The organism is Thiomicrorhabdus chilensis DSM 12352 (assembly GCF_000483485.1).
Classification (GTDB): domain Bacteria; phylum Pseudomonadota; class Gammaproteobacteria; order Thiomicrospirales; family Thiomicrospiraceae; genus Thiomicrorhabdus; species Thiomicrorhabdus chilensis.
This window is the reverse complement of the sequence record NZ_KI519609.1, coordinates 169,026-194,807: the sequence shown is the minus strand read 5'-3', so window position 1 is coordinate 194,807 and position 25,782 is coordinate 169,026. Positions and strand designations below refer to the sequence as shown.

General features: G+C 49.1%; 27 protein-coding genes and 1 pseudogene. 15 read left to right on the top strand and 13 right to left on the bottom strand.

Annotated elements, in window-relative coordinates; translation table 11 throughout:
- The first annotated feature begins 4 nt into the window (after positions 1-4).
- The 4 genes from B076_RS12865 (at position 5) to mtnN (ending at position 4,390) form a co-directional block, all read left to right on the top strand.
- Positions 5-2,458 (top strand): methyl-accepting chemotaxis protein, encoded by a 2,454-nt coding sequence (locus tag B076_RS12865; protein ID WP_051347083.1) that lies wholly within the window; start codon positions 5-7, stop codon positions 2,456-2,458.
- Positions 2,459-2,692: 234 nt separating this feature from the next.
- Complete coding sequence (locus B076_RS0100945) at positions 2,693-3,142, top strand: hypothetical protein (protein WP_157753484.1); 450 nt, start codon at positions 2,693-2,695, stop codon at positions 3,140-3,142.
- 16 nt (positions 3,143-3,158) lie between these two features.
- Entirely contained in the window at positions 3,159-3,680 is a 522-nt protein-coding gene (gene luxS, locus B076_RS0100940) for an S-ribosylhomocysteine lyase (protein WP_028485664.1), read from the top strand.
- Positions 3,677-4,390: a 5'-methylthioadenosine/S-adenosylhomocysteine nucleosidase gene (gene mtnN / locus B076_RS0100935; RefSeq protein ID WP_028485663.1), complete on the top strand. Its 714-nt coding sequence runs from the start codon at positions 3,677-3,679 to the stop codon at positions 4,388-4,390. The genes luxS and mtnN overlap by 4 nt, the downstream gene beginning before the upstream one ends.
- A gap of 74 nt (positions 4,391-4,464) precedes the next feature.
- On the opposite strand, the gene B076_RS0100930 is transcribed toward mtnN, so the two are convergent.
- The gene (locus tag B076_RS0100930) at positions 4,465-6,000 is read right to left on the bottom strand and encodes a putative bifunctional diguanylate cyclase/phosphodiesterase (protein ID WP_028485662.1); all 1,536 of its coding nucleotides are present in this window, start codon (positions 5,998-6,000) and stop codon (positions 4,465-4,467) included.
- A gap of 148 nt (positions 6,001-6,148) precedes the next feature.
- Between B076_RS0100930 and purT the strand changes: the two genes are divergently transcribed.
- The 4 genes from purT (at position 6,149) to B076_RS0100900 (ending at position 10,004) form a co-directional block, all read left to right on the top strand.
- Complete coding sequence (purT, locus tag B076_RS0100925) at positions 6,149-7,330, top strand: formate-dependent phosphoribosylglycinamide formyltransferase (RefSeq protein WP_028485661.1); 1,182 nt, start codon at positions 6,149-6,151, stop codon at positions 7,328-7,330.
- A gap of 336 nt (positions 7,331-7,666) precedes the next feature.
- Entirely contained in the window at positions 7,667-8,098 is a 432-nt protein-coding gene (locus B076_RS0100915) for a flagellar export chaperone FliS (protein WP_028485660.1), read from the top strand.
- Between the two features lie 199 nt (positions 8,099-8,297).
- Positions 8,298-9,194 carry an RNA polymerase sigma factor RpoH gene (rpoH, locus tag B076_RS0100905; RefSeq protein WP_084205665.1) on the top strand — a complete coding sequence of 299 codons (897 nt, stop codon included), beginning with the start codon at positions 8,298-8,300 and terminating at the stop codon, positions 9,192-9,194.
- A gap of 114 nt (positions 9,195-9,308) precedes the next feature.
- Positions 9,309-10,004, top strand: a complete 696-nt coding sequence (locus B076_RS0100900) for a YoaK family protein (protein WP_028485658.1) — start codon at positions 9,309-9,311, stop codon at positions 10,002-10,004.
- 86 nt (positions 10,005-10,090) lie between these two features.
- Here B076_RS0100900 and B076_RS0100895 read toward each other — a convergent pair whose 3' ends face one another.
- From B076_RS0100895 to aroK, 3 genes are all read right to left on the bottom strand, one after another.
- On the bottom strand, positions 10,091-10,996 hold the full coding sequence (locus B076_RS0100895; RefSeq protein ID WP_028485657.1) for a D-hexose-6-phosphate mutarotase: 906 nt from the start codon (positions 10,994-10,996) through the stop codon (positions 10,091-10,093).
- A 72-nt stretch (positions 10,997-11,068) separates the two neighbouring features.
- Entirely contained in the window at positions 11,069-12,154 is a 1,086-nt protein-coding gene (gene aroB / locus B076_RS0100890; protein ID WP_028485656.1) for a 3-dehydroquinate synthase, read from the bottom strand.
- A 65-nt stretch (positions 12,155-12,219) separates the two neighbouring features.
- Positions 12,220-12,744: a shikimate kinase AroK gene (gene aroK / locus B076_RS0100885; protein ID WP_028485655.1), complete on the bottom strand. Its 525-nt coding sequence runs from the start codon at positions 12,742-12,744 to the stop codon at positions 12,220-12,222.
- Positions 12,745-12,962: 218 nt separating this feature from the next.
- On the opposite strand from aroK, the gene gmk reads away from it, so the two are divergent.
- The 7 genes from gmk to B076_RS0100845 all read left to right on the top strand — a co-directional run bounded on the left by gmk (position 12,963) and on the right by B076_RS0100845 (position 20,543).
- Positions 12,963-13,580 (top strand): guanylate kinase, encoded by a 618-nt coding sequence (gmk, locus tag B076_RS0100875; protein ID WP_028485653.1) that lies wholly within the window; start codon positions 12,963-12,965, stop codon positions 13,578-13,580.
- A 38-nt stretch (positions 13,581-13,618) separates the two neighbouring features.
- Positions 13,619-14,806 carry a DegT/DnrJ/EryC1/StrS family aminotransferase gene (locus tag B076_RS0100870; protein WP_028485652.1) on the top strand — a complete coding sequence of 396 codons (1,188 nt, stop codon included), beginning with the start codon at positions 13,619-13,621 and terminating at the stop codon, positions 14,804-14,806.
- Positions 14,807-14,815: 9 nt separating this feature from the next.
- The gene (locus tag B076_RS0100865) at positions 14,816-15,889 is read left to right on the top strand and encodes an iron-containing alcohol dehydrogenase family protein (protein ID WP_028485651.1); all 1,074 of its coding nucleotides are present in this window, start codon (positions 14,816-14,818) and stop codon (positions 15,887-15,889) included.
- Between the two features lie 97 nt (positions 15,890-15,986).
- Positions 15,987-16,733, top strand: a complete 747-nt coding sequence (gene kdsB, locus B076_RS0100860; RefSeq protein ID WP_028485650.1) for a 3-deoxy-manno-octulosonate cytidylyltransferase — start codon at positions 15,987-15,989, stop codon at positions 16,731-16,733.
- Positions 16,734-16,827: 94 nt separating this feature from the next.
- Positions 16,828-18,048 carry a 3-deoxy-D-manno-octulosonic acid transferase gene (locus tag B076_RS0100855; RefSeq protein ID WP_028485649.1) on the top strand — a complete coding sequence of 407 codons (1,221 nt, stop codon included), beginning with the start codon at positions 16,828-16,830 and terminating at the stop codon, positions 18,046-18,048.
- A gap of 112 nt (positions 18,049-18,160) precedes the next feature.
- Positions 18,161-18,385 carry a DNA-directed RNA polymerase subunit omega gene (gene rpoZ / locus B076_RS0100850; RefSeq protein ID WP_028485648.1) on the top strand — a complete coding sequence of 75 codons (225 nt, stop codon included), beginning with the start codon at positions 18,161-18,163 and terminating at the stop codon, positions 18,383-18,385.
- Between the two features lie 16 nt (positions 18,386-18,401).
- Positions 18,402-20,543 carry a RelA/SpoT family protein gene (locus B076_RS0100845; protein ID WP_028485647.1) on the top strand — a complete coding sequence of 714 codons (2,142 nt, stop codon included), beginning with the start codon at positions 18,402-18,404 and terminating at the stop codon, positions 20,541-20,543.
- A gap of 57 nt (positions 20,544-20,600) precedes the next feature.
- On the opposite strand, the gene B076_RS11655 is transcribed toward B076_RS0100845, so the two are convergent.
- The 9 genes and pseudogenes from B076_RS11655 to B076_RS13365 all read right to left on the bottom strand — a co-directional run.
- Positions 20,601-21,575 (bottom strand): LysR family transcriptional regulator, encoded by a 975-nt coding sequence (locus tag B076_RS11655; RefSeq protein WP_038150301.1) that lies wholly within the window; start codon positions 21,573-21,575, stop codon positions 20,601-20,603.
- 118 nt (positions 21,576-21,693) lie between these two features.
- The gene (locus B076_RS0100835; protein ID WP_028485646.1) at positions 21,694-22,299 is read right to left on the bottom strand and encodes a BMC domain-containing protein; all 606 of its coding nucleotides are present in this window, start codon (positions 22,297-22,299) and stop codon (positions 21,694-21,696) included.
- The gene (rdgB, locus tag B076_RS0100830) at positions 22,296-22,907 is read right to left on the bottom strand and encodes an RdgB/HAM1 family non-canonical purine NTP pyrophosphatase (protein ID WP_028485645.1); all 612 of its coding nucleotides are present in this window, start codon (positions 22,905-22,907) and stop codon (positions 22,296-22,298) included. Before rdgB ends, B076_RS0100835 begins: the two co-directional genes overlap by 4 nt.
- A 12-nt stretch (positions 22,908-22,919) precedes the next feature.
- Positions 22,920-23,231 (bottom strand): P-II family nitrogen regulator, encoded by a 312-nt coding sequence (locus B076_RS0100825; protein WP_028485644.1) that lies wholly within the window; start codon positions 23,229-23,231, stop codon positions 22,920-22,922.
- 11 nt (positions 23,232-23,242) lie between these two features.
- Complete coding sequence (locus B076_RS0100820; RefSeq protein ID WP_245566291.1) at positions 23,243-24,250, bottom strand: sodium-dependent bicarbonate transport family permease; 1,008 nt, start codon at positions 24,248-24,250, stop codon at positions 23,243-23,245.
- Between the two features lie 241 nt (positions 24,251-24,491).
- Complete coding sequence (locus B076_RS0100815; protein WP_028485642.1) at positions 24,492-24,788, bottom strand: hypothetical protein; 297 nt, start codon at positions 24,786-24,788, stop codon at positions 24,492-24,494.
- 10 nt (positions 24,789-24,798) lie between these two features.
- Positions 24,799-25,059: a 4a-hydroxytetrahydrobiopterin dehydratase gene (locus tag B076_RS0100810; protein WP_028485641.1), complete on the bottom strand. Its 261-nt coding sequence runs from the start codon at positions 25,057-25,059 to the stop codon at positions 24,799-24,801.
- The gene (locus B076_RS0100805; protein WP_028485640.1) at positions 25,056-25,604 is read right to left on the bottom strand and encodes a ferritin-like domain-containing protein; all 549 of its coding nucleotides are present in this window, start codon (positions 25,602-25,604) and stop codon (positions 25,056-25,058) included. The genes B076_RS0100810 and B076_RS0100805 overlap by 4 nt, the downstream gene beginning before the upstream one ends.
- Positions 25,605-25,647: 43 nt before the next feature.
- Positions 25,648-25,782, bottom strand: a pseudogene (locus tag B076_RS13365) (BMC domain-containing protein); the annotation flags it as partial.

The following is a 25,782-nucleotide window of genomic DNA, read 5'->3' as shown; positions in this document are numbered from 1 at the left end:
AATCATGTCTGAAACCAAGAAGTTTACAGGAATCATTTCCAATCTAAAAATGTCTACAAAACTGTCCATCGGGCCATTTATGATCATTGCGATGATGCTGGTCATCGGAGGGATCACCTACTTCAATTCAAGCAAAATCCTGGATGCATCGGATACGGTAAAGGAGACGTCCATCCCTGTCGCCAGTCTTTCCACAAACCTGGTGAAAAACACCCAACAAGCGCAGATACTGATTAACCGTTACCTCTTGACCTACGATGAGCGCTTTGCGAAAGAGCTTAAACTACTAAGAGAGCGTGCGCATTGGTTGCAGGAAGAGCTCAAACTTTACCCGCTGGGCGAACAGGAATCTGAACTTCTCACCTCCATTGAAGAAGCCAACCAAACCTATTTTGGTCTGGCCATTAACAAAATACTTCCCAAAGCCACAAATGCTTTAGACAAACTCAATGCGATCACCAAAGACTTAGCGCCGGATGCACTGATGAAACTCGAACTTATCAGCCAAACCAACACCGATGAAACCCTGGATGAACAGACTTCCTATGCAATCCAGACCTTAAACATCGTCCAGCAATACACCTTGCGCTACTTCAATTCCCGCGACAAAAACGACTTTGAGCGTTTAAGTTTAGAAATCAACGATCTTAAAGCAGCCATCAAATTGATGCAGACCAACCAATTTCTCCACTCAGGCGAAAAAGAGTTGATCAAAGCGGTATTTATCGCAACCAATAAGATCAACCGTGCGCTTTTTAGACTTAAAATGGATTTAAAATCCCTGACCTCCCTGACCGACGTCGCCCTGGTTGACATCACAACCCAATTAATCGATGGGTCACAGCGCCTGCAGGAAACGGTATGGAGCGGAACCCGACGAGATACCCAGCAGATCCAGGACAGTGCTGACTTGTTGATTAACAGCACCTCTGCCGCCACCCTAGCCAGCCTGATATTTTCAAGTTTTATCGTGATTTATATTGCCAGAAAAGTTAATACCCCGATTGAGCATCTTAAAAACACCATTATTGATGTCCATAAAAAAGGCGACTTCTCGCAAAGAGCCAATATCACATCGACCGATGAAATAGGTCAAATGGCACGCGCCTTTGACGATATGTTAAGCCTTCAACACCAAGCGATCGAAGAGATTAAATCCGTGATGGGTAACCTGGCAAATGGTAACTTTGATCAACAGGTGCAAACCGATCTTGTAGGTGATTTCGATGACATGAAGGGCAACATCAATCATACAGTCAACCAAATCAATGCGATCTTCAAGGAACTGAATCAGGTCAACCGCTCGCTCTCTTCCGGGGACTTTTCTCAACAAATCCAACTGGAACTAAAAGGGGAGTTCGCAGGTGCCGCCGATTCGGTAAACCGAACGGTGACCTTACTTAACGAATTTGTCAGCGAAACCAACAAGGTCATGCAAGCCGTCAGCCAAGGTCAACTTGAAAACCGTATCGCCGTCGAGTTGCCGGGGCAGTTAAACGAGATGAAACAGGCCATCAACACGACCATCGATGTCATTGCAGACTCCATCGATGATATCAGTCGCGTGACCCAGGCACAGGCAGAAGGCAACTTAAACGTGCAAATCAGCGGAGACTACCAAGGCCGTTTCGCCGAACTCACAGCAAACGTAAACCGTGCCATAACAGGCCTGTCCAAAACCGTCACACATCTTCAAGCATCGACCAAGTCGGTCTCTCTGATGATCACCCAAGTCAATGAAGGCAGCGACAGCTTGTCGGATAGAACTCAACAACAAGCAGCCAGCCTGGAAGAAACCGCCAGCGCACTCGAAGAAATCACCGCCACCATCCGTTCCAATACGGAATCGGCCCAGGATGCCAATCAGATGTCGCACGCCGCTCGCGAAAAATCGCAAAAAAGTATGGAAGTTGTGCAACGCGCCCAGGATTCCATGTCTCAAATCACTCAATCCAGCCATGAGATTTCAGAAATCACCTCTTTGATCGACAGCATCGCCTTCCAAACCAATCTGCTTGCACTCAACGCAGCGGTAGAGGCCGCCAGGGCCGGAGAGCACGGGCGTGGATTTGCGGTCGTAGCCGGGGAGGTTCGCAACCTGGCGCAAAAATCGGCTGAAGCCGCCAGTACCATTAAGACTTTAATTGAAAACAGCGTGACTCAAGTTGAAGCGGGTGAAAAACAAGTAGAAGAGACCAGTCGCTCCTTAGATGAGATCAACCAAGCCATTTACGAAGTGAGCAATATGATCGAACAGATTGCCAAAGGCTCCATGGAACAACAACAGGGCATTGAACAAGTGAACGCGGCAATTGCCAATATTGATGAAATCACTCAACAAAACGCGGCACTTGCAGAAGAGACCTCTTCAGCTTCAACACAGATGCTGAATGAATCACATACCATGAAAGAGGCCATGGCATTTTTCAAAGTATCGGAATTAAAATCGTTAACCTAAAAAGTTACCAAAAAACCACACAAAGACTTGTGCAAACTTGTGTTTGGACTTCAGCCTAAGGTGATTGATTAGGCTGAAACTCCCCTTCCTTAAGTTGCCTTCACCTCTTTTACCCACCGTCAACATCAACCCGCTTTCTATCCTCTGAGCAACTTGCACTTTCACGAAACAAACTGGAATATGGTATCCTTTAACTCCTATTTTTTATCCATCGCGCCAAGCGGAGAAGTGGTTATGCGTTATTCTTTATTAGGTTTTCTGGCAGCGACCATGCTCCTGCTATCCGGTTGCTTTGGTATTAACCAGCCCACGGACGAGGCCATTCAAAACATGTCCGAACAGCAGTTCAACCAGCAGTATGTCGGCCTGTTTACAGCCACACAAGTCCAAAAAGACAACGGCTATAAACAAAACGACACCCACTATGTCGCCGAAATGACTATCAAGGCACGCGCCGAGCGCAGTGTGGACGAATATGCCCGACAGATCATGGAAGACAGCAGCTTAACGGCTTTTGAAAAAATGAGCCAAACGGTGAACCTTGGATTGCTGAAAATGACCATGCCGGAATTTCAGACCGGGGATGAACTTGAATTTAAGAAAGATTACCTTTTCATCAAAACCGACAAGGGCTGGTTACTCAAAAAAGAACTGACCCCGGACGATTCATCCAATTCGATTTAACCACAGGATTTTACTCATGCCATTATTAGACAGCTTTACCGTTGACCATACCATTATGAATGCCCCCGCCGTGCGTGTCGCCAAGACAATGCAATCACCATCGGGCGATACCATCACCGTTTTCGATTTGCGTTTCAATAAGCCCAACGAGTCGATGATGGGCGAAAAAGGAATCCACACCCTGGAACACCTGTTTGCCGGATTCATGCGCAACCACCTGAATGGCGATGGCGTGGAAATCATCGACATCAGCCCAATGGGTTGCCGTACCGGTTTTTACATGAGCCTGCTAGGCACCCCTTCTGAAGAACGTGTTGCTCAGGCCTGGCTGACTTCAATGCAAGACGTACTCAAGGTGGAGCGTATGGAAGACATTCCGGAACTGAATGAATACCAGTGCGGTACTTTTGTGATGCATTCGCTGGAAGAGGCCAAAGCCATTGCCCAGGAGATTATCGACCATGGCATTGGCGTTAATAAAAACGCTGATATCGCCCTAAGCAAAGACAAACTTCAAGCGCTGGGTAACGAACTATGAAAGTAGCCATTATTGGCGCGATGGAAGAGGAAGTCACCCTTCTTCGCAGCCAATTGACTTACCTGCAAACGCAACACCATGCTGGGTTTGAATACTATCTGGGACAAATTGGCAATGTTGAAGTCGTGCTGTTGCGCTCCGGCATCGGTAAGGTCAACGCCGCCATCAGCAGCACTTTATTGCTGCAGCTGTATGATCCGGACTATGTGATCAACACCGGATCGGCCGGCGGCTTTCATACCGACCTGAATGTCGGCGACATTGTCATCAGTAGCTCGGTCTGCCATCATGATGTCGATGTAACCCCTTTTGGTTATGATTTAGGGCAGGTACCCGGCATGCCGGCTTGCTTCTTGCCTGACGAAAACTTGGTGAAAGCGGCTCAAAACAGCATTGATGCCTTACAGGAAGTGGTGCACATGCACGGCTTGATCGCCACTGGAGACCGCTTCATGCATCAAGCGGAAGACGTCACCAATACACGCAACAACTTTCCGGAAATGATTGCCTGCGAAATGGAAGCGGCGGCCATCGCCCAAGTCTGCCATACCTTCGAGACTCCGTTTGTGATTATCCGCTCTTTATCGGACATTGCCGGCAAAGAGAACGCTGTCACCTTCGAGAAATACCTGGAACAGGCGGCCACCCATTCCGCCAAGGTGATTATGGAAATGCTCAAACAGCTAAAAAAAATGAATAAATCGGGTTAAGCCAAGCTTTATTCGAGCCATAAAAAAACCGCCCTACGGAAACCCGGCAGGGCGGTTTTTTTCATCGGAAATCTTCAAACACCTACACGTGAACGCGCCATCAAATGGGCATTGAAACGTTGCGCTTCAATCGGCTGGCTCCATACCTTGCCTTGCCCCATCAAACAGCCCCACTCACGTAACTGACGAACCTGGTCGCTCGAATCCAATCCGCTTGCAATCACACAAATATCCAGGCTTTTCGCCATTTGAATCAATCCTTGCAACCAGGCCTGCCCACTTTTGGATTGCATAGACGTCTGCAACCAGGCTCTGTCCAACTTGATCTCATTCAATTGCAGGCTCGACAATAGAGCCAAATCCAAAGGATAGGCACCGACCTCCGTCAAAGTAATCTGATAACCGGCCTGACCCAATGCAATTAAGGTCTGCTTCAATTTGCCGTCGACACTCTGCAATGAAGCCAATGAGAATTCCAACTGCAACTGTTCACGACCCAGTTTCATGCTCTGCAAACGACTGTCGAGCATGACCACCACATCATCATGCAACCACAAGCTGTCAAGCACGGGAACCGACACGACCAACTCACTTTGCTGGGATTGCCACTGCTGAAGGTAATACAGTGCCGAATCCAACAACCAACTGGCCACTGAACGCGATTGGCCACTCTTTACCAACAGCTCCATCCAGCCATTCAAATAAGGCGTTTCCAAATGATCGTTATGCCAGCAGGCTGTCAAACTTGCTCCAACAATCTGGCCGGACTTCAGCTCAACTTGGGGTTCAAAACAGGTCTGAATGCCTCCCTGTTCAATTGCGTCCAACAACTCTGCCTGCAATTCATGCGACTGAGCCGGCACGACACTCATCACTTCATCATAAAAGCGGAAGGTTTTACGGCCGCTTGATTTAGACACATACAGTGCCGAATCGGAATGCTCCATCAATTCGGAAGGGGTCACACCGTCTAAAGGGTAACGCGCCACGCCGATGCTGGTGGAGATATTGGCTTCTCTTTGTTCCAGCCAATAAGGGCGACTGACTTCATTAATAATACGTTTACAGATATTGACGATGTCTTCACGGCTGGAAAGGTCTGTCAAAAGGATGACAAATTCGTCGCCACCTCGGCGACTGACAATGTCCCCTTCACGAACCGACGAAACCAAACGCGCCGCCACATGCTGCAATAACTCATCTCCAGCATGATGACCCAAGGTATCGTTAATCGCTTTGAAACCGTCCAAATCCAAAAACAGTAGACTGAATTCCGAACCGGCCGCTTTAGCCCGCTCCAACACAGTTTCCAATGTCTCGCCAAAATAAGTACGGTTCGGCAGATGCGTTAAGGCATCGTAATTGGCTTGACGGAACAAGTCACGAGTACGCATCTGCACCTGATCTTCAACCATTTTGGCAATCTCTTCGGGAAGGTCTGCGGTATGTGAAAAGCGTTTCTGCAAAGAGCCCATCATTTTTTTGACGTCAGCGCGATTCTCTTCTTCACTGCGTGCAATCATTTTTGAGGTTCTAACGCGGTCGTCCTCAAGCAACATGCCAACAGACTTGGGCTGCTGATGTTTATCTGATTTACGAAGCTCTAACATGGTGATTCCTCTTTCCCGACAAAACGTCCGATGCCACTGAATTTAACCTACGCTTTGCCGTATAATACGGCTTATTAAAACAGTGATTAAATCGGCCGATGACTCTGCCTTATAAAATTCTTAACTTGTTCTAAGCAAAGGAGATGCCATGTCTAGCATTGGTACACCATTTTCTTCAACCGCCACCCGTGTTTTACTCTGTGGTGCAGGTGAATTGGGCAAGGAAGTTGCCATTGAACTGCAACGCCTCGGGGTAGAGGTCATTGCCGTCGATCGCTACGAAAATGCCCCAGCCATGCAGGTTTCAGACCGTTCCCACGTAATCGAGATGCTCGACGGCGATGCATTAAGGAAGGTGATTGAAGAAGAAAAACCGCATTATGTGGTTCCGGAAATTGAAGCCATCGCAACCGATACCTTAGCTGAAATGGAACAACAAGGCGTCACCATTATTCCGACAGCCCGTGCCACTCAATTGACAATGAATCGCGAAGGCATCCGCCGCTTGGCCGCCGAAGAGCTGAAAATCCCCACTTCTCCTTATGAATTTGCCGACACCCTGGAAGACTTTAACGCCGCAATCGAGCGCATCGGCATGCCTTGCGTGGTTAAGCCCATTATGAGCTCTTCCGGCAAAGGCCAGAGTGTCATAAAATCGGCAGACCAAATCGAGCAGGCCTGGTCCTACGCTCAAGAAGGCGGCCGTGCCGGCAAGGGACGAGTGATCATTGAAGGCTTTGTGGACTTCGATTATGAGATTACCTTGCTGACGGTGCGTCATATTCATGGCACCCGTTTTTGCGAACCGATTGGCCACTACCAAGAAGACGGCGATTACCGCCAATCCTGGCAACCGCATCCAATGAGTCAAGTGGCTTTGGAGAAATCCCAGCAAATTGCCAAAGACGTCACCGACGCGCTTGGCGGACGCGGTCTATTTGGCGTGGAGCTTTTTATTAAAGGCGACGAGGTTTACTTTAGCGAGGTTTCTCCACGACCGCACGACACCGGTCTGGTGACCCTGATGTCGCAGGACCTCTCCGAGTTTGCTTTGCACGCCCGTGCCATTCTTGGTCTGCCGATTCCAAACATCGCCCAGCACGGCCCTTCAGCCTCCAGCGTCATTCTACCAACCGGGCATTCCACGCAAACCAGCTTTTCCAACTTGGACAACGCCCTGGCTGAAGCGGATACTCAAATCCGCCTGTTCGGTAAACCTGACATTAATGGCCGCCGCCGTATGGGCGTCGCCATCGCACGCGACGATACCATTGAAAAAGCGATTGAAAAAGCCAAAAACGTCGCCAACGCCGTCAAAGTCACCTTCTAAAAGCAGGCGTTTTCCCAACACATGCATCTCTGCGTCCGCTCGCCTTTATTGGCAAGCGGACCGCCTTGCCGGGTGTCAAATATTTGGAAACCGGCCCAGTCCAAGCGCCACCCCCGCCTTAAAACTCAACGTACAAAAAACCCAAGATAAAACTTAAAAACCTTCAAATTACATACAGTTAAAATAAATCATCAAGACTAAAAATCTCAAACCTTTTCTTCCTAAGCGGCCAAACCCTAAAAAACTGGCACGCTCTCTGCTGTACGGCAATAAACGCTATTACTTTAATTTTTATAGGCATTTTTTGCCTTATGATTCCAACAATAGGACATTGCCATGACAACGAACAACGATGCTTCACAAGCCAAAGCCCCTCTTTTAGAGGAATATCAGCGCAGCCAGGAAGTGGAACAACACCTGGTTGAAAACCCGAGAAAAACCGTACTGCTTCTATTACAAGGCGCGGTAGACAAAGGAAATTTGGCCAAAGTCTGCCATCAGAGCAGCGCACTGGTTGAAAAAGGCTTTCACCTTGGCCGCATGACCACGATTCTGGATGCACTGCGTGACCGTTTGCAATTCACCCAGGATACGCCGCTGGCTTTTGATCTGGAAGAACTATACCGTTACGCCGATCAATGCATTCAAGAATCGGTTTTTGAAAAAGAGACCTTCTATTTGGACAGCGCCATCGAAATTCTGACCGAACTGCGCGATGCCTGGATGGAAATGATGCAACAGACCGGCCAACTGCCAGAAAATGCTTAATCCAAACCCATCAAAACCACCCCTTTAAAAAGCCAGCGCCGATCCTCGGCACTGGCCCCTCTCCCAGATAAAAAATAAAATAATTTCAATAAGTTAATCAAACCATGAATCAATCATGAATTTGATTAGCACTCTCTTGCAATGAGTGCTAAATATCTGTTATATTTAAGTCATTAAATTGCGTTTAGGAGGGAGAAACATGCAATCTCTTGTAAAAAACTCACAAACTAAACAACTGAAACAGCACGCCAATGTGCCTGCTGCACGTGTTCTCGCACACGAATTAACGCCGGGGCAGAACCTGGAGGCGTATTTGCGCACCATTCAAAGCATCAACCAACTGACTGCCAAGCAGGAAAAAGAGCTGGCGGAAAAACTGTATTATGACAAAGATCTCAATGCCGCCCAGCAACTGATTTTATCGTCTTTGCGCTATGTTGTGCCGGTAGCACGCTCTTACAGTGGTTACGGCTTGCCACTGGGAGATATCATCCAGGAAGGCAACATCGGTTTGATGAAAGCGGTTAAACGTTTTAACCCTCAAGAAAATGTGCGCTTGATGACCTTTGCGGTTCATTGGATTCGTGCCGAAATCAACGAATACGTCATCAAAAACTGGCGTATCGTTAAAACGGCGACCACCAAAGCGCAGCGCAAACTGTTCTTTAAGTTACGTAGCACCAAGAAAAACCTGGAATGGTTTGGTGACAAAGATGCGGATGCGGTGGCCGAAGAGTTGGGCGTAACCCGTAAAGACGTTTTGGAGATGGAAACCCGCCTTTACGGTAAGGACCTGTCGGTTGATCAAAATGCGGACGACGATGAGAACACCACGTTTCCGGTATTGATCAGCCCCACGGCCGATCCGGAAACGGCACTGGTTCAGCAAAACCATGCGGAATTCGAGATGAACCGCATGCAAGCAGCCTTAGCGACACTGGATGAACGCAGCCGCGACATTCTGCAAAAGCGTTGGTTAACTGAAGACAAAGTCGGGCTGAAGGAACTTTCTCAGGAGTACGGAGTTTCCATGGAGCGTATCCGCCAAGTGGAAAAACAAGCCCTGAACAAACTTAAAAACCAATTACTGCCTTAAGTAGCGGCTCTAAGTAGCGCTAACCTTTAAGTTCAAAGGCCTGTTATATAACAGGCCTTTTTATTTCAACCGCATATATAACTTTTATAATTCAAGAATAATCCACGAAAAGCGATGCCCTATCCCGTTAAAGAAACCCTATCGGACAACGACGAGCTGAAATTTCCGGTTCGTAAAGTCTTTTTGATCGCCACCCTTATGGCGTCGATGGCAGGCTACATCAACAGTGCGATGTTGATTGAATTCGGCATTCCCGTCAGTCAGATGACGGGGGTTGCCTCACACCTCAGCGATTCGGCGGTTCACCTAGAACTTGGCGACTTTCTCACCAGCCTGATGATTCTGTTTGGTTTTCTGGGAGGCGCGCTCTTGTCGGGCCTGTTGATCGGCAAAGCGCAATTTAAAACCACCGCCAATTACGGGCACGCTTTGCTGATCAACAGCACCTTACTCGCATCAGCGGCAATCTTCAGCTTCATTCACTCGGAAATCTCACTGTTGCTCAGTGCGGTTGCCTGTGGCTTGCAGAATGCGCTGGTCGCCAGCTATCGGGGTTTGCAGCTACGCACCACCCATATGACCGGCACGGTTACCGACATCGGTGTGCATTTGGCGCTTAAATTGAAAACCGGCACTCCCTGGCCTTGGCAAGCCAATCTTCTTCTGGTGCTGTTGGTCAGTTTTCTGATAGGCGGCGTCTTGGGGATTTTCGCCTACCGGAGTTTTCCAAACTGGTCTTTGTTAATACCCAGTAGCATCACCGCGCTGCTGGGGCTACTCTATTTAAAAGTCTATTATCAAAAACAGTAAGAAAGATTGAAGAATGCCATAGAAAAGGGGAGGGAGGACAGGCCTGCCCGTTTTCAAACGTGCAATTTGACCAAGGGTTATCAAGTTTAAGCGGGCAAAGCCGAAAGCATTACGCTAAAGGTATGCTTTTGTTCGGCTGGCACAATCACCGCATTATTAAGCACATTGCCGCTCTCCACGCAGGCGAACTGCAGCCAGCCATCATCCGTTATATCATCAAAGCCCTTAACGATTTCAGGCCCAGGATTCCAGACCACCGCAGACGTCGTCTGCCGGTTTTCAATCAAAATGCGACGCTGATGGCCACTGTCGTCAAGGATCACGTCGCCTGACTGATTAAGATAGACCGAATCCATAGGTGGATGCAACACGACAGGCTCTTGCTGGATTTCGGCAGGCGCCTGTTCATTGAGTTTATCCAGGTGCGTGCTGCCTTCCAGTCCGTGAATCACCAAGCCCCTTGGGTCAGCCACATTGAAATAGGTGTGCAACGCCTCGGTGATTTCCAGGTCGTGATCGTTGAGATTGGTGGTGGTCAGGGACAGAATCAACTTTTCGCCGATTTCGATACGCAGCTGCAAATGAAACTGATGCGGCCAAATGGCCAAGGTATGTTCATCAGCATCGTAACTCAACACCACCTCGGTCACACCCGATTCCAAATCGGCTACATGATCCAAATGCCAGACAAGATTGCGAACAAAGCCATGCGCGGGCAGGCCTGCCGATTTTGCTTTTCCGAACCAGGGCCAACAAACCGGAATCCCGCCACGTACCGCTTTCTGACCGTTAAAGACAGCACTGGAACTGACCCACAACAAATCCTGAGTGCCATCGGATTGGTTTTTGGGAACATAGCTCAATACCGATGCGCCATGTGTGGTGATGGTGGCTTGCGCATAATCGTTGTCCACCTCAATCATCATCAGATGATCTCGCATCGAGAAACGGACGTTCTTGGCATTGAATTGACTGCGATAAGCTTCCGGCATGCGGCCTTCCTTTTCAGTTCAAAATAGTTGGGATCGGATTACCAATCGACAGTGCGTTTTGATTTCCACACCCTAACAGCGCCACTCACTCAGAGTACGCTGTAACAATTCGGCCGGATAATCGCCCGTCACATAGGCCTCGCCAATGCGTTTCAACAGCACCAGACGGATGGTCCCCGCCTGAACTTTCTTGTCTCCCGCCATCAGATCCAGATACTTTTCATTAGGCATATCGTTTACCGAAGGTGGGCAAACTGGCAGTTTGGCGCGTTCGAAAATCGCCTTAATGCGATCAAAATCGGCCTGATCCAGCTGCCCCATCAATTGCGACATATACACGGCCTGCATGGTGCCGGCGCTGACACCTTCACCGTGCAGCCATTTACCGTAACCCATGCCCGCCTCGATCGCGTGGCCGAACGTATGACCCAAATTGAATAGCGCTCGCATGCCGGATTCTTTCTCGTCCAAAGCCACAATACGTGCCTTATTGGCACAAGAGCGTTCAATCGCCTCGGCCAAAGCTTGGGGCTGACGCTGCATAACGGCTTCCAGATTGCTTTCCAGCCATTCAAAAAACGGGGTGTCGCCAATCAGACCGTACTTAATCACTTCCGCCAGGCCTGCTGAAAGCTCACGATCTTCGAGCGTATTCAGGGTTTTGGTGTCAATAATCACGCATTGAGGCTGATGGAAGGCGCCGATCATATTCTTACCCAAAGGGTGATTGACACCGGTTTTCCCCCCCACCGAAGAATCGACTTGCGAAAGCAGAGTCGTCGGAATCTGGATGAAATTCACGCCGCGCTGAAACGCCGCCGCTGCAAACCCGGTCATATCGCCAATCACACCACCGCCGAGTGCCACCAAGGTACAACTACGATCAAAACGTTTGCCGATGAGCGCATCGAAAACCTGATTCAAAACCTCAAGGTTCTTGTATTGCTCACCGTCCGGCAAAATCACCGCTTCCACCTCAAAATCGGCAAACGCCTGTTTGCATTGCTCGAGATAGAGCGGTGCAACGGTGGTATTGGTCACAATGAGAACCTGTGTACCTTTTACATAAGGCTTAACCAAATCGGCTTGGCCCAAAATATCTTCACCAATAAAAATCGGGTAACTTCTATCCCCTAAATCCACCGTTAATGTTTTCACTCACGTCTCTCTTAACTGTCTTGTTTTGCTGAATGTTGATTTTCTGTCTGACTGGTAGCCGTCGGTTAAACGACCTGTTCAACCACTAACTGGTCGACAATCGCCTTGACCACCCGGTGTACCGGAACCTGCTGGGTCTCAATCACCAGATCCGCCATTTCCAGATACCAAGGCTCACGTTTGACCATCAGCTCCCTGAGCACCTTCTGAGGGTTTGCCTGCTGCAACAGCGGGCGATTGCGATCGTGCTTGGTTCGCTGAATTAGCGATTCCACCGGTGACTTTAAATAGACCACAAAACCGCGAGTTCGCAGATGCTTGCGGTTCTCCTCACGTTCGACGACGCCACCGCCCGTGGCCAGAACGATTTGCGGACGCTGCGTCAGCTCATCAATCACCGACTGCTCACGGTCACGAAACCCTGATTCGCCCTCTATATCAAAAATCATCGGGATGGTCGCACCGGTGCGGGCTTCAATCTCGTGATCGCTGTCCACAAACTCATAGCCAAGCCGTTCGGCTAAAGCACGACCTACCGTCGATTTTCCGGCACCCATCGGGCCAATTAAAAATATACTTTCTTTATGCATGAAATCATTGTAATGGATTTACGGTTTTGCCTCCATTTAAGATTTCTAAAACATCGCAAAATTTATGGCCTTCACTTAGCAGGAAACAGGCTTGCCTGGACTCAGAGCTCCAATTCAAACATGCCCGGCTTCTTAGATTCCAACTGGTCGGATTTCTCTGTTAAAATAGCGCATTACTTGGAAACAGACCTGAACAAACTGAATTGGAGCAAAGCCCTATGAGCGGTTCTCTTTACATTATTTCTGCCCCTTCCGGAGCGGGTAAAACCTCGCTGGTAAGCAAATTAATCGAACTGGACAGCCACATCAAGGTTTCAATCTCCTCGACTACCCGTGCCAAACGTCCTGGCGAAAAAGACGGGGTAAACTACCACTTTTTAAGTGTCGAACAGTTTCAGGAAAAAATTCAGCAAGAAGACTTTCTCGAACATGCCCAAGTGTTCGATAACTTCTACGGCACCTCAAAAAGTACCGTCGAAGAGCAACTGAAAAACGACAAGGACGTCATTCTGGAAATTGATTGGCAGGGCGCCCAACAAGTGCGCAAGCTGATTCCGGAAGCGATCTCCATTTTCATTCTGCCGCCTTCCCTGGATGAGCTGAATCGCCGTTTAAGTGGCCGTGGCACCGACAGTGACGAAGTGATTGCACGGCGCATGCAGGATGCCGTCAGCGAAATGTCTCACTATCATGAATTTGACTACATCGTGATCAATAACCACTTTGATACCGCCTTAAAACAACTGCACAGCATTTTCAGCGCCAACCGTTTGACCCAAAACAAACAGCAGATGCAGCATAAGAATTTAATTAACGCGCTCATTTCCTCTAACTAAACGAGGTTTCGCCCTTTTACCGACCAAGGAGTCACGCAATGCCAGGCTTTGAGATTTTTGACGAATCTGAAAAACAACAAATTAATGAAGTCATGGAGAAAGGCTTTACCTTTCGTTACAACTTTGATGGCATGCGCAATGACGTCTGGAAAGCGCGTGAACTCGAAAGCCTGATTTGTGAAACGCTCAACGTCAAGCACGCTCATCTGGTCTCCAGCGGCACTGCGGCACTTTCAACGGCTCTAGCGGCCGCGGGAATCGGTGCCGGTGACGAAGTCATCGTTCCGCCTTTCACCTTTGTTGCCAGCGTGGAGGCGATTGTTCTGGCCGGCGCCATTCCGGTGTTTGCCGAAATCGATGAAACCCTGACCCTGTCGCCTGAAGGCATTGAAGCGGTGATTAGCCCGCGTACCAAAGCGGTCAACTTTGTACACATGTGCGGTGCCATGGGCAAGATGGACGAAGTGAAAGCGGTGTGCGATAAACACGGTTTGGTATTGATGGAAGACGCCTGCCAGGCCACCGGTGGTACTTACAAAGGGCAGGCTTTAGGAACGTTGGGGCAAGTTGGAACCTTTTCCTTCGATTCGGTTAAAACCATCTCCTGCGGTGAGGGCGGTGCGGTCTTGACCAACGATGAAAGCATTTACAATCATGCCCACATGTATTCCGATCATGGGCATGACCATATCGGCTCAGACCGCGGAGCCGAAAGCCACCCGATCATGGGTACCAACTACCGCATTTCCGAGATGAACGCTGCTGTCGGTGTGGCTCAATGGAAAAAGCTCGATCGCATATTAGAGATCCAGCGCCGCAATAAGAAAGCCCTCAAAGACGCTCTGGCACAATATCCGGAAGTGAGCTTCCGCGAAATCCCTGACGAATCCGGTGACAATGCCGGATTCTTGAGTTTCTTCCTGCCTGATGAAGAGCGCGCCAAAGAGGTGGTCAGCGCCCTGGCTGCGGAAAAGGTGCCTGCGGTCTTCTACTGGTATGCCAATAATTGGCACTACTTCAAGAATTGGACTCACATCCAGCACATGAAAGGCGCGGCCAAATTGCCAATCGAACTGGTTGCCGACCGCCCCGACTATACTCAGGTAAAGACTCCGAAATCCGACGCCATCATGAGCCGTACACTGTCCATGCTGATTCAGCTTTCCTGGACAGAAGAAGATATTCAGCAGCGCATCGATGCCTTTGCAAACGTATTCAAAAAATAGGGTTACCCCATGAAATTTCGTAATTTTAAAACCGTTCCTAAAATCATTTTCGGACGAGGTTCTTTCGAACAACTCGACGACGTACTGGCCGAAGAGCGCCAAAAAGCTGATGACTTCGTGGTGTTCGCCGTTGACCATATCCACAAAGACCGTCCCTTAAGAGAGCAAATTCCGGCACAGTCACACGACATGATCATCTGGATCGACACCACCCACGAACCCAAAACCAGCTATGTGGATCAGCTCACGGAAGAAGTGCAGGCCTTTGCCAACGGTAAGAATCCGGTGAGTGTGGTCGGTCTGGGCGGCGGCTCGACCCTGGACATGGCCAAAGCCATCTCCCTGATGTTGACCAACCCGGGCGGCTCGGCCTCCTATCAAGGGTGGGATCTGATCAAGAACCCGGCCGTGCACCATGTCGGCATCCCGACACTGTCGGGCACCGGTGCCGAAGCGTCACGTACCACCGTTTTGACCGGCCCGGACAAGAAACTGGGCATGAATTCCGATTACACCGTGTTTGACCAGATCATCCTCGATCCGGATTTGATAACCGGCGTGCCCAAGGAACAGTGGTTCTACACCGGCATGGATTGTTACATCCACAATATCGAAGCTTTGAACGGCACCTACATCAATGAGTTCGCCCGCGCTTTCGGTGAGAAATCGCTGAACCTGTGTCATGAGATTTTCCTGGAAGACCACCCGGATGCGGACGAAAAACTGATGATGGCTTCTTACATGGGCGGTCAAAGCATCGCTTACAGCCAGGTAGGAGCCTGCCACGCGCTGTCCTACGGCCTGTCGTACGTGCTGGGTTATCATCACGGCATCGGTAACTGCATCGCTTTCGACGTGCTCGACGACTTCTATCCGGAAGGCGTCAAGGTCTTCCGCGACATGATGAAAAAACACAACATCACCCTGCCAAAAGGGATCACCAAAGGGATGAGCGAAGCCGACATGGAGAAAATGATCAAGGTCGCTTCCGGCTTGGCGCCTTTATGGGAAAACGTCTACGGCACCGACTGGCAAGAGCACGTCACTCCGGAACTGCTGAGAAGCCTTTACGAGAAGATGTAAGATTTACTCTGGCAAAATCAGCAGGCCTGCCTGATTATTCTGGTCCATAGTGAGTAGTCGCAATACAAACAAACAGGTTTAACACGAGACCCTCTGAATGAACATTTATGTCTTTATCCCCGCCCGTTACGGCTCATCACGCCTTCCGGGAAAACCTTTGAAGCCGATTAACGGCAAGCCGATGATTCAGCATGTGTATGAACGCATCGCCGAGGCAGAGGGATTACAAGGGGTCTATGTCGCCACCGATGACGAGCGCATCAAAACCGTGGTGGAGTCGTTTGGTGGAAAGGTGGTGATGACGCCGGTAGAAGCCGCCTCCGGCACCGACCGAATCGCCGCTGCGGCCAGCGCCCTGGGCCTTAAGGACGACGACCTGATTGTGAATGTGCAGGGTGACCAACCGCTGGTGCACCACGAGTCGATTGAGGACGTCATCGCGCCCTTTTTGGCTGACAATTACAACGGTGCCTTTGAAATGAGCACCCTGTCGTTCAAAATCGTCAACGAGGCTGAAATCACCAATCCCAAAGACGTCAAAGTGGTCACCGATATTGATGGCTTCGCTTTGTATTTTTCGCGCGCCACCATTCCTCACGGCCGCGATTACTGGGATCATGACAGTTTCAAACACCTGGGCGTCTACGCCTACACCAAACGCTTTGTCGATCTGTTCAACACCCTGCCGATGGGCCGCTTGGAAGACATCGAAAAATTGGAACAGCTGCGCGCGTTGGAATTTGGCCATAAAATCAAAGTCGTGGAAAGCAAATGGGATTCTCCCGAGGTGGATCTTCCGGGTGACATCGCCATGATGGAAGCACTGTTGATCGCCGGTCATTAACCAGCAACTGACCCTTTAATAAAATCTTATTAAACCGTACAAAACAAGCAGGCCTGCTTGTTTTGCAATTTCAACTCACTCTGGACGAATATACGTGTTGATCTATCAGCTGTTAATCCGCCTTTTAAGTCCCGTGATTGTGCTTGCAATCCTGGTCGAAGCCATCAAAAATCGTGGCGGCTGGCGTTTTTTCCTGCAAAAAACCGGGCTATACTTCCCCGCGCTGGCAAAGTCTGGTCACCCTACTATCTGGATTCATTGCGCTTCGGTGGGTGAACTTAAAGCAGCCGAACCCTTGATACGTGCACTGATACCGGAACACTCCATACTGATCACTACCAATACCGCCACCAGTAAACCGCTTGTCGGTAACCTGTTTGGCGACCGCGTAGAACACCGTTATTTGCCGTTTGACTGGTCGTTTGCTTTACGACGCTTCATTCGTCGGTATCAACCGGTCAGACTGTGGATTGTGGAAACCGAAATCTGGCCGAATCTGTACCGCACCGTCCACAAACAGCACCTCGAACTGTGCATCCTCAACGGACGCCTCTCCCATAAAACGTTCAACGCACCCAACTGGTTGCAAACCGCCTATCGCAACAGTCTCCGCCGCGTTGACAAACTGATCGTGCGCTCCGAAAAAGACGCCGAACTCTTTGTCAAAATGGGCGCGGATCGGGAACGCATCACCGTATTGGGAAACCTTAAATATGCCGCCCAGCCTGAAATCCAGCCGCAACAAGACGTGATTGGGCGCGATTACCTGCTTGCCGCTTCTACCCACGAGGATGAAGAACTGCAAATCACCCAAATGTGGCGACAAACCCATCGTGACGAATTGCTCGTCATCGTACCGCGACATCCCAAACGCAGCGAACACATTCAGACCCAACTGGCTTTTTTGGGCGATGCTTTGAAGGTGGCCAGTAAAGGGCAACAACCGAGTACCGACACCCAAGTGTTTCTGGACGATCGGATCGGCCACTTGTTGCCTTTGTTCGCCCACGCCAAGCTTGTCATCATGGGCGGCAGCTTCGTACCCAAAGGCGGCCACAACATCTTGGAACCTGCAGCCTTCAAACGCGCCATCTTAACCGGACCCGACATGCGAGACTTTGAAGACGAGCTGGCCATGTTGCAAGCCCGCAACGGCATCCTTCGCTGTCAAGATTATGCTGAACTTAAATCCGCCATCCTCGACCTGCTCAACCACCCTGAAAAACGTATCGACATGGGTTTGTGCGCTTACCAGACTTTACAATCACAAAAAGACACCTTACAAAACTATCTTAAGGTACTCAACATTACTTAAGGCTCGACGGTGAGTGGATCAAAATATCGTCGCATGAATGCATATTCCCCTTAAAATCTGGAGAAATTAGGGTAAAATACTCGTTTAAACTTGTATTTAGGTGGACTGAATTATGGCACGCGTCACAGTAGAAGATTGTTTAACCCAAGTTGAAAACCGTTTTGAGTTGGTACTGGTCAGCGCCAAACGTGCTCGCCAGTTGGCCAATGGTGCTGAACCAACTCTGAGCTGGGACAACGACAAACCAACCGTTATGGCCCTACGAGAGTTGGCCGAGAACTCGATTGACCGCGATGTGGTCATGACCGATCCGGACACCCCTCCATTCTTCAGCTAAGATTTTAGCCCCGTATATGCCCACCCCCAGCTCAATTGACGGTTTGATTGAAAAGGCCTCGGTCTATCTGAATGACGAGAGCTTGAATAAAATCAAATCGGCGTTTGAATTTGGGGCAAAAGCGCATCAAGGCCAAACCCGCAAAGCGGGCGGCGACTATATCTGGCATCCGGTCGCGGTAGCCGAAATATTGGCGGAGATGCAGCTCGACCAAGAAAGCATCATCGCCGCCATACTCCACGATGTGGTCGAAGACACGCCCCACACCAAAGATGACATCATTGAACTCTTTGGCGAAAACGTGGCCGAGATTGTCGATGGCGTCACCAAACTGGGTAAACTTCAGTTTGAAACCCCCCAAGAAGCCCAAGCCGAAAACTTTCGTAAAATGATTCTGGCGATGGCTCGTGATATTCGCGTCATCCTGATCAAACTCGCCGACCGACTGCACAACATGCGCACATTAGGCGTCATGCGCCCCGACAAACAACGTCGCATCGCCCATGAAACGCTCGACATTTACGCGCCAATCGCCGCACGTCTGGGCATTAACGCCATCCGTATTGAACTCGAAGACCTAGGCTTCAAGGCTATGCACCCCTTGCGCTTTGCCGTGCTCGAGAACGCAGTCAAAAAAGCCCGCGGTAATCGTCATGAAGTCATTGAACACATCACCGAAACCCTGCAGAACCGTCTAAGCCAAGAAAACATTCCGGCACGTGTGATCGGTCGTGAAAAACATCTTTACAGCCTTTATAAAAAGATGCGCAGCAAACGCCAAAGTTTTCGGGATATTCTCGATATTTTCGCATTCCGCATTATCGTCAATACCGCCGACGAATGTTACCGCACACTCGGTACCGTGCACTCGCTCTATAAGCCGCTGCCGAATCGTTTCAAAGACTATATTGCCATTCCCAAACCGAACGGTTATCAATCCTTGCATACTACCCTGTTTGGCCCTTATGGCGTGCACCTGGAAGTGCAGATTCGTACTGAAACCATGCACGAAGTATCCGAACACGGTATTGCGGCGCACTGGCATTATAAAGACGGCATTGAACAGCATGAAGGCACATTAAGTGCGGTTGAAGTGCGCGCCCAGGAGTGGGTGCAGAACCTGCTGGAAATTCAACAAAGCGCTGGTAACTCACTCGATTTCCTGGAAAACGTCAAGATCGACCTCTTCCCGGATGTGATTTATGTGTTTACTCCCAAGGGCGACATCATTACCTTGCCGACAGGCGCTACGCCGGTTGATTTCGCCTATGCGGTACACTCCAATATCGGACATTCAACGGTTGCCTGTCGCATCGACAAAAAACTGGTGCCGTTGCGCACACCGTTGGAAAGCGGAAAAACCATCCACATTATTAAAGGCAAGGATGCACACCCCAATCCGGCCTGGTTGAATTTTGTCACCACCGCCAAAGCGCGCTCGCAAATCCGCCATTATCTGAAAAACCAGAAATCTGGTGCCGCCATCAGCCTAGGACAAAAACTCCTCACCAAAGCGCTGCGCAGCTACAACATGGCCTATGAAGGTCTGACCGAATTGATTCGCCGGGAAATTGCCGAGGCATTAAAACTACAAAGCTGGGAAGAGCTGCTCAGTGAGATTGGTTTAGGCAACCGCATGGCGGGATTGGTTGCCAAGCAGATTCATGACCTTCTACTGGGTGCCGAAGACAAGATTGCACCTAAAAATGCCAACCCAGATGCGCCCCTGGCGATTTCCGGCACCGAAGGCATGGTAATCAGTTTTGCCAACTGCTGCCATCCGATACCGGGCGATGAAATCGTGGGCTTTATCAGTACTGAAAAAGGACTTGTGATTCATCGTAGTGACTGTCATAACGTCAAAAAGATGAAAAACCAGACTGAAAAACTGCTAGATGTGAGCTGGGAAGAAGATCAAAACGCCACCTATTTGGCGGAGATACAGATCGAAGTGAAAAATCAACGTGGCGCCTTGGCGATCATCGCCAACGAGATTGCCAAGAATAAAACCGATATCGAACGTGTGCGTTCCGAAGACAAAGACGAGACTTACAGTCTGATGAATTTTGTGATTGCCGTTCGTGACCGAACCCATCTAGCTCAGGTCATGCGTTTCCTGAAACGTGTGCCAATTGTCGACAAAATTCAGCGCATATAAATCAACGAAGCTCGTTCAACCCGCCGTCGAAAACGGACAGGCCTGCCTATTTTCAACCTATGCGGACTCGACTGAGTCTTTCCCTTCAAGCTGAATATACTTGTTGCCACGTTCCTGTAAAAAGTTTAAAAATTCTTTGGCCAAAAGCGATAACTCTTTGCCTTTTGGATAGACGATATTCCACTGCTTGTTGATAGGAAAGCCTTCCACATCCAATTCGGCAATGGGACCATGCATATCTTCCAAATACAGGGCATGCCTGGAGACGACTGCCACACCCAAATCACCGACCACACAGTGTTTGATTGCCTCATTGGTCTCCAATGTCATGCGTTCATTGACTTTCAGACCTTTCTCAGAAAACACATCCTCAACAGCTGAACGGATTCCGGAGCCTTCTTCACGCATCAAAAAAGGTTGCTTAGCCAATTTCTTCAAACTCACTTTTTGGCCGACCAACTCATGTTCGCTGTTGGCGATTACCACCAGCGGGTTGGGGGCAAACGGAATCACTTCCAAATCCAGATGACTTGGCGGAACCTGGCCAAGAATGTAGAGATCATCCAAATTCTGGTGAATGCGTTTGAGCATTTTCTCGCGGTTGGCGACTTTCAAACTCAGATCGATATTCGGGTGTTTTTTTGCAAATTTACCCAAAGCAATCGGCATGAAATACTTGGCGGTGGACACCACGGCAACCCGTAATCGCCCTCGCGTCATGCCACGGAAATCATCCAATAGGATTTCAAGGTTAGAAAGGCGATCGATAATATCACGACATGTGCAAGCCACATGCTCACCCACTTCAGTCAAAAAGATATTGCGCCCAACCTGTTCATAAAGCGGCAGTCCAATAGATTCGGAAAGGCTTTTGACCTGGGCAGAAATGGTCGGTTGCGTTAAATACAACTCGTTCGCGGCCTTGGTAAAGCTCAAATGACGAGCCACCGCCTCAAATATTTGAATTTGACGCAAGGAGGCATGGCGGATTAAAAATTGGCCATGACTGGCTTCGGGTGTGTGTTTTTCCATGTCAACTTTCCTCAAGTTGAAAGTGTTAGAACATAAATTACCAGTAAATTGCCATTAACGTATAATTTTTTGCAAATAACCTGTATAACTAAATGCAATAATTGTGACTAAAATCGTATCACAATCTTTGCAAAGCTTCAGTGGCAGCCCGTGCCGCTTCATTGATGTCCGCTTCCTTACCGGCCATGATCAACCGTCCATAAGCTCCGACCGCCCTAGCTTCCACCAAGGTGATATTGGCGGCTTTTTCAGCCTCATTGGCCGCATAGACAATATAGCCTGCCGGTTCGGTCTCCATGATAAACATGCTCTGCCCCGGCAAAATCATCGACCCGCGACGGTTATCGCGGTTGATCAAAGTGGCATGATCCGGTGTAATGGCACGGATCACCTCTTTCCACATCATTTTGCAAGGCTGGCGAGTGGAGTGTTCGGTATTCAGGTAACGCAAAACATGCTCACCGGATTCCAGCACATCACTTTGGTCTCTGTGATGGATAACCATCGAACCATAGGCGCGTTCCACCACTTGTTGACCGAGATGCACATTGGAAGCCTTCAAGGCAATATCAGACAGACGGTGTACCGCCATGCCCGGCGCCACCTCAATCCAAAGACAGGAATCACCTGGTACCGGCAAAAACCCCATAGAGGCGGTTCCCATATAGGAGGCCAGCTGCGGTTGCAGGGAATCTAGAAAAACGTAGGTTCTTAGCTCAATCATAAGCGTTCCTGTTGTAATTGTTGTAGCACCTGACGCAGTGCTTGGGCGCGATGACTCACTTGGTTTTTGACCTCCAGCGGTATCTCCGATGCCGATCTAAGATGTTGCGGCATCCACATAATGGGATCATAGCCCACGCCATACTCGGTTCGCGGTTCCATCAAAATCTCACCACACCACTGCCCTACGCCAATAATCGGCACGGGATCGGTTGCATGGCGGACAAACACCATGGCACAGTAATAACACGCTTTTCGTTGTTTGTATGGCAAGCCTTTCAAAGCATCGAGCAACTTGCGGTTGTTTAATTCATCCGAAGCGGGTTGACCTTGATAACCCTCACCATAACGAGCCGAATAAATGCCCGGCTCTCCGCCTAAAACCTCGACTTCCAAACCGGAATCATCGGCCAAAGCCGGCAGGCCTGTCTTCTGACTGGCAAAACGCGCCTTCTTCAGAGCGTTTTCCACAAAACTCAAACCATCTTCTTCCACTTCCTCACAGAAAAAATCAGTCTGCAAATGCACATCAAAATCATACTCCTCGAGCATGGCATGCACTTCTTTAACTTTATGTGGATTGCCGGTGGCCAAAATCAAGGTCTTCATATCAATCGACTCTTACCCGAACTTGCTCGGTGTCAGCACCTCGGCATCCACTGAAAACACCATCAGGTGATGGCCTTTCTTAAGGTAGCCGTTGAGTGCTTCCATCAAATTTTGCGAGGTTTTCAAAGGCACCACCACCATCATCAGGATATTGCTATCCCCTTCCAAATGGCCGCTCTGGTCGCCTGAATCGCCATCTCCCCTGACATCAAATAGGGTGTAGCCGCTGACACCCACTTCTTTTAGGGTCTTTTTCAAACTCTTTTCCAAAGTGGAATTGGCGATGATTTGGACCATCTTTTCCGTACAAGTCGAAATTTCCATCATACTCTCCTCTAGATTCCAGAATACCAAGTCGCCATCTGGTAAAACAGAGGAATACCGATGACCACGTTAAACGGAAATGTAACCCCCAAAGCCAACGTCAAATAATAGGACGGGTTGGCCTCAGGCACCCCAAAACGCATTGCAGGAGGCACTGCAATATAAGAGGCACTGGCGCCTAAGATGGCGACTAACAAGGATCCACCAATTGACAAATCAAGCAGAGTCACACCAACAAACACACCGATGGTTCCACCAATCAGGGGCATGATCACGCCAAACGCTACCAAGGTTGCCCCTACATTCTTGAACGACTTAATGCGTTTCGCGGCTTCCATCCCCATATCCAACAAGAATAGACACAAAACACCCATGAAAATCTCATGTGAAAACGGATAGACTTTTTCCATCGCTTCCGGTGAGGCAATTGCGCCGACAATCATCGAACCCAACAACAGTATCACGCTGCCATTGGTAAAGGCTTCTTTTAAAAGGGGGCTCCACTCCATTTGAGGGGCACTGGCAGCATTAGTACTGCCATCGGCTGAAGGATTCGAAAATTTCTTACGTGCCATGGCCGCCAAAATCAAACCAACAATGATGGCAGGGGATTCCATAATGACCATCATGATGATCGGATAGCTCTCATGCGCAATCTGTGAGGCTTCCAGAAAGGCGACGGCGGTCAAAAAGGTCGCGGCACTCACTGAACCGTAGTGGGCGGTAATGGCTGCCGCATTGAACGCATCAATGCGGTCACGGAAACGTAACAAGGCATAGCCGATTAGCGGCACCAAAAAGCCCATCACGATCGCCCAGAAAATAGCTTGGAAAGCTACGCCCAAGTCTGCATGGGCCAACTCGGCTCCCCCCTTCAAACCAATTGCCATCAGCAAATAGAATGAAATACCCTTGGCCATACCTTCTGGAAACTTTAAATCAGATTTAATTAACTGTGCTATCACCCCTAAGGCAAAAAACAGTACAGCGGGAATCAATAAGCTATCTAATCCCAACATGACTTTTCTCCTTTAATTGCCATCACAATCACTTCGATGGCTCTCATAATATTGAAAAGACCCATAGAAGAGAAATTGAAATTTCAACGCTCTGCTATAGAGAACAGTGAATGGATTATTTTTATAAAATACACTGTCCTACCTCCATGCTAAATCGCGCTATTTGAGGTGTATTGACAGATAAAAAAAGAGGGTACAACCGAAGGGTACCCTCAATGGCTAAGACAATTCAGAAACATACTCAATCAGGCCATACTCGCTTGCTTGGAAACACTTGTACCTGATCGGCAATATGTTCATTTTTTACAACCGCAGTCGCAGTCTTTTTTGGACGACTTGTCGTTTTGCGGGTTGCAGGTGCCTTTCTTTTTGGAGAAGGGCTAGATTTAGATTGTGTCGCTTTTGCAGGTGACGTTTTATTGTCAGCCACTTTCTGCTCGGCAGTTTTATTAGCCGATTTAGTCTGGGTTGTGCTGCCGGTAGACGATGATGTCTTCGCCGCAGACCAGGTTTCTATGGTTTCATCTACAGTCGTCATACCCTGCTCCTTATGAAATTTTGGTCACTCGGTTATAGCCTTCATCAATGCTTTCGGCTAACTCGAGATCAATGGGTTGAAGTTCCGCTTCTGTTGAATAGATCACCACTGAAGCATGATTACGCCCAAAACTGATATTAGGGTGATGCTCAAGGCGATCGGCCTGTTCAGCCAACTCATCCAAAAAAGCTCTTAAAACTTCAAACTCGTCGAATTCAAACCGCGCCTCTAAAGAGGCGGGCTTTTTTTTCGTTTTCCAACGCTCGTTCATACAAAGCCCCTTGACGGCGCCTGGTTCACCTGCATTGAATGGTAAAACTCTTCCAGCCAACCGTTAATTCTCATTAACTGTGCCTGCTCTTCTTCTAGAAGACGGCTGAATAACGCATGGTCTTCAGCGGCTCCCATGTTGGCGCAATATTGAGTTGCCTCACCATAAAGCTGAATCAAAGCCAACTCTCTGGCTTCACAACTTCTCAAGGCTTCGGCAATCGAACTGGCCGGAGTAGCCGGGCTCAGTACGCTGCCAGATGGCAAAGCGCCCTGAGCGACCATACGATCGGTTAATAAGTTAGCATGCTGAAACTCTTCATTCGCCAAGGTCACAAAACCTTGCGCGTAATTCATTTCATTTCGAAACTTTGCTAAGGAAGCCTGAGCTAAATAGTGTTGGCCTGCAGAAAACTCCAAGCTCAACGCTCTACCTAAATAACCCAATACTCTTGAGTTTCCACCCATCTGCTGCGGTGTCTCAAAACGAGGATAGCTACCGGAACCAGGCATAACACTGCCTTGCATTCGTGGTTGATAACGCATAACTTACTCCTCTCGATATGGAGAGCCTAAACTCCCCTCTCTATTAACTGCGCTTTGCACCGCTTCCGTCCATTTCAAGGACAGGTTCCACTTCTTTGTGTGGACGGGCAATGATGTGTGCAGCAACCAATCCGTCACCTACACGTTCACAAGCATCTGCTCCAGCGCGGACCGCTGC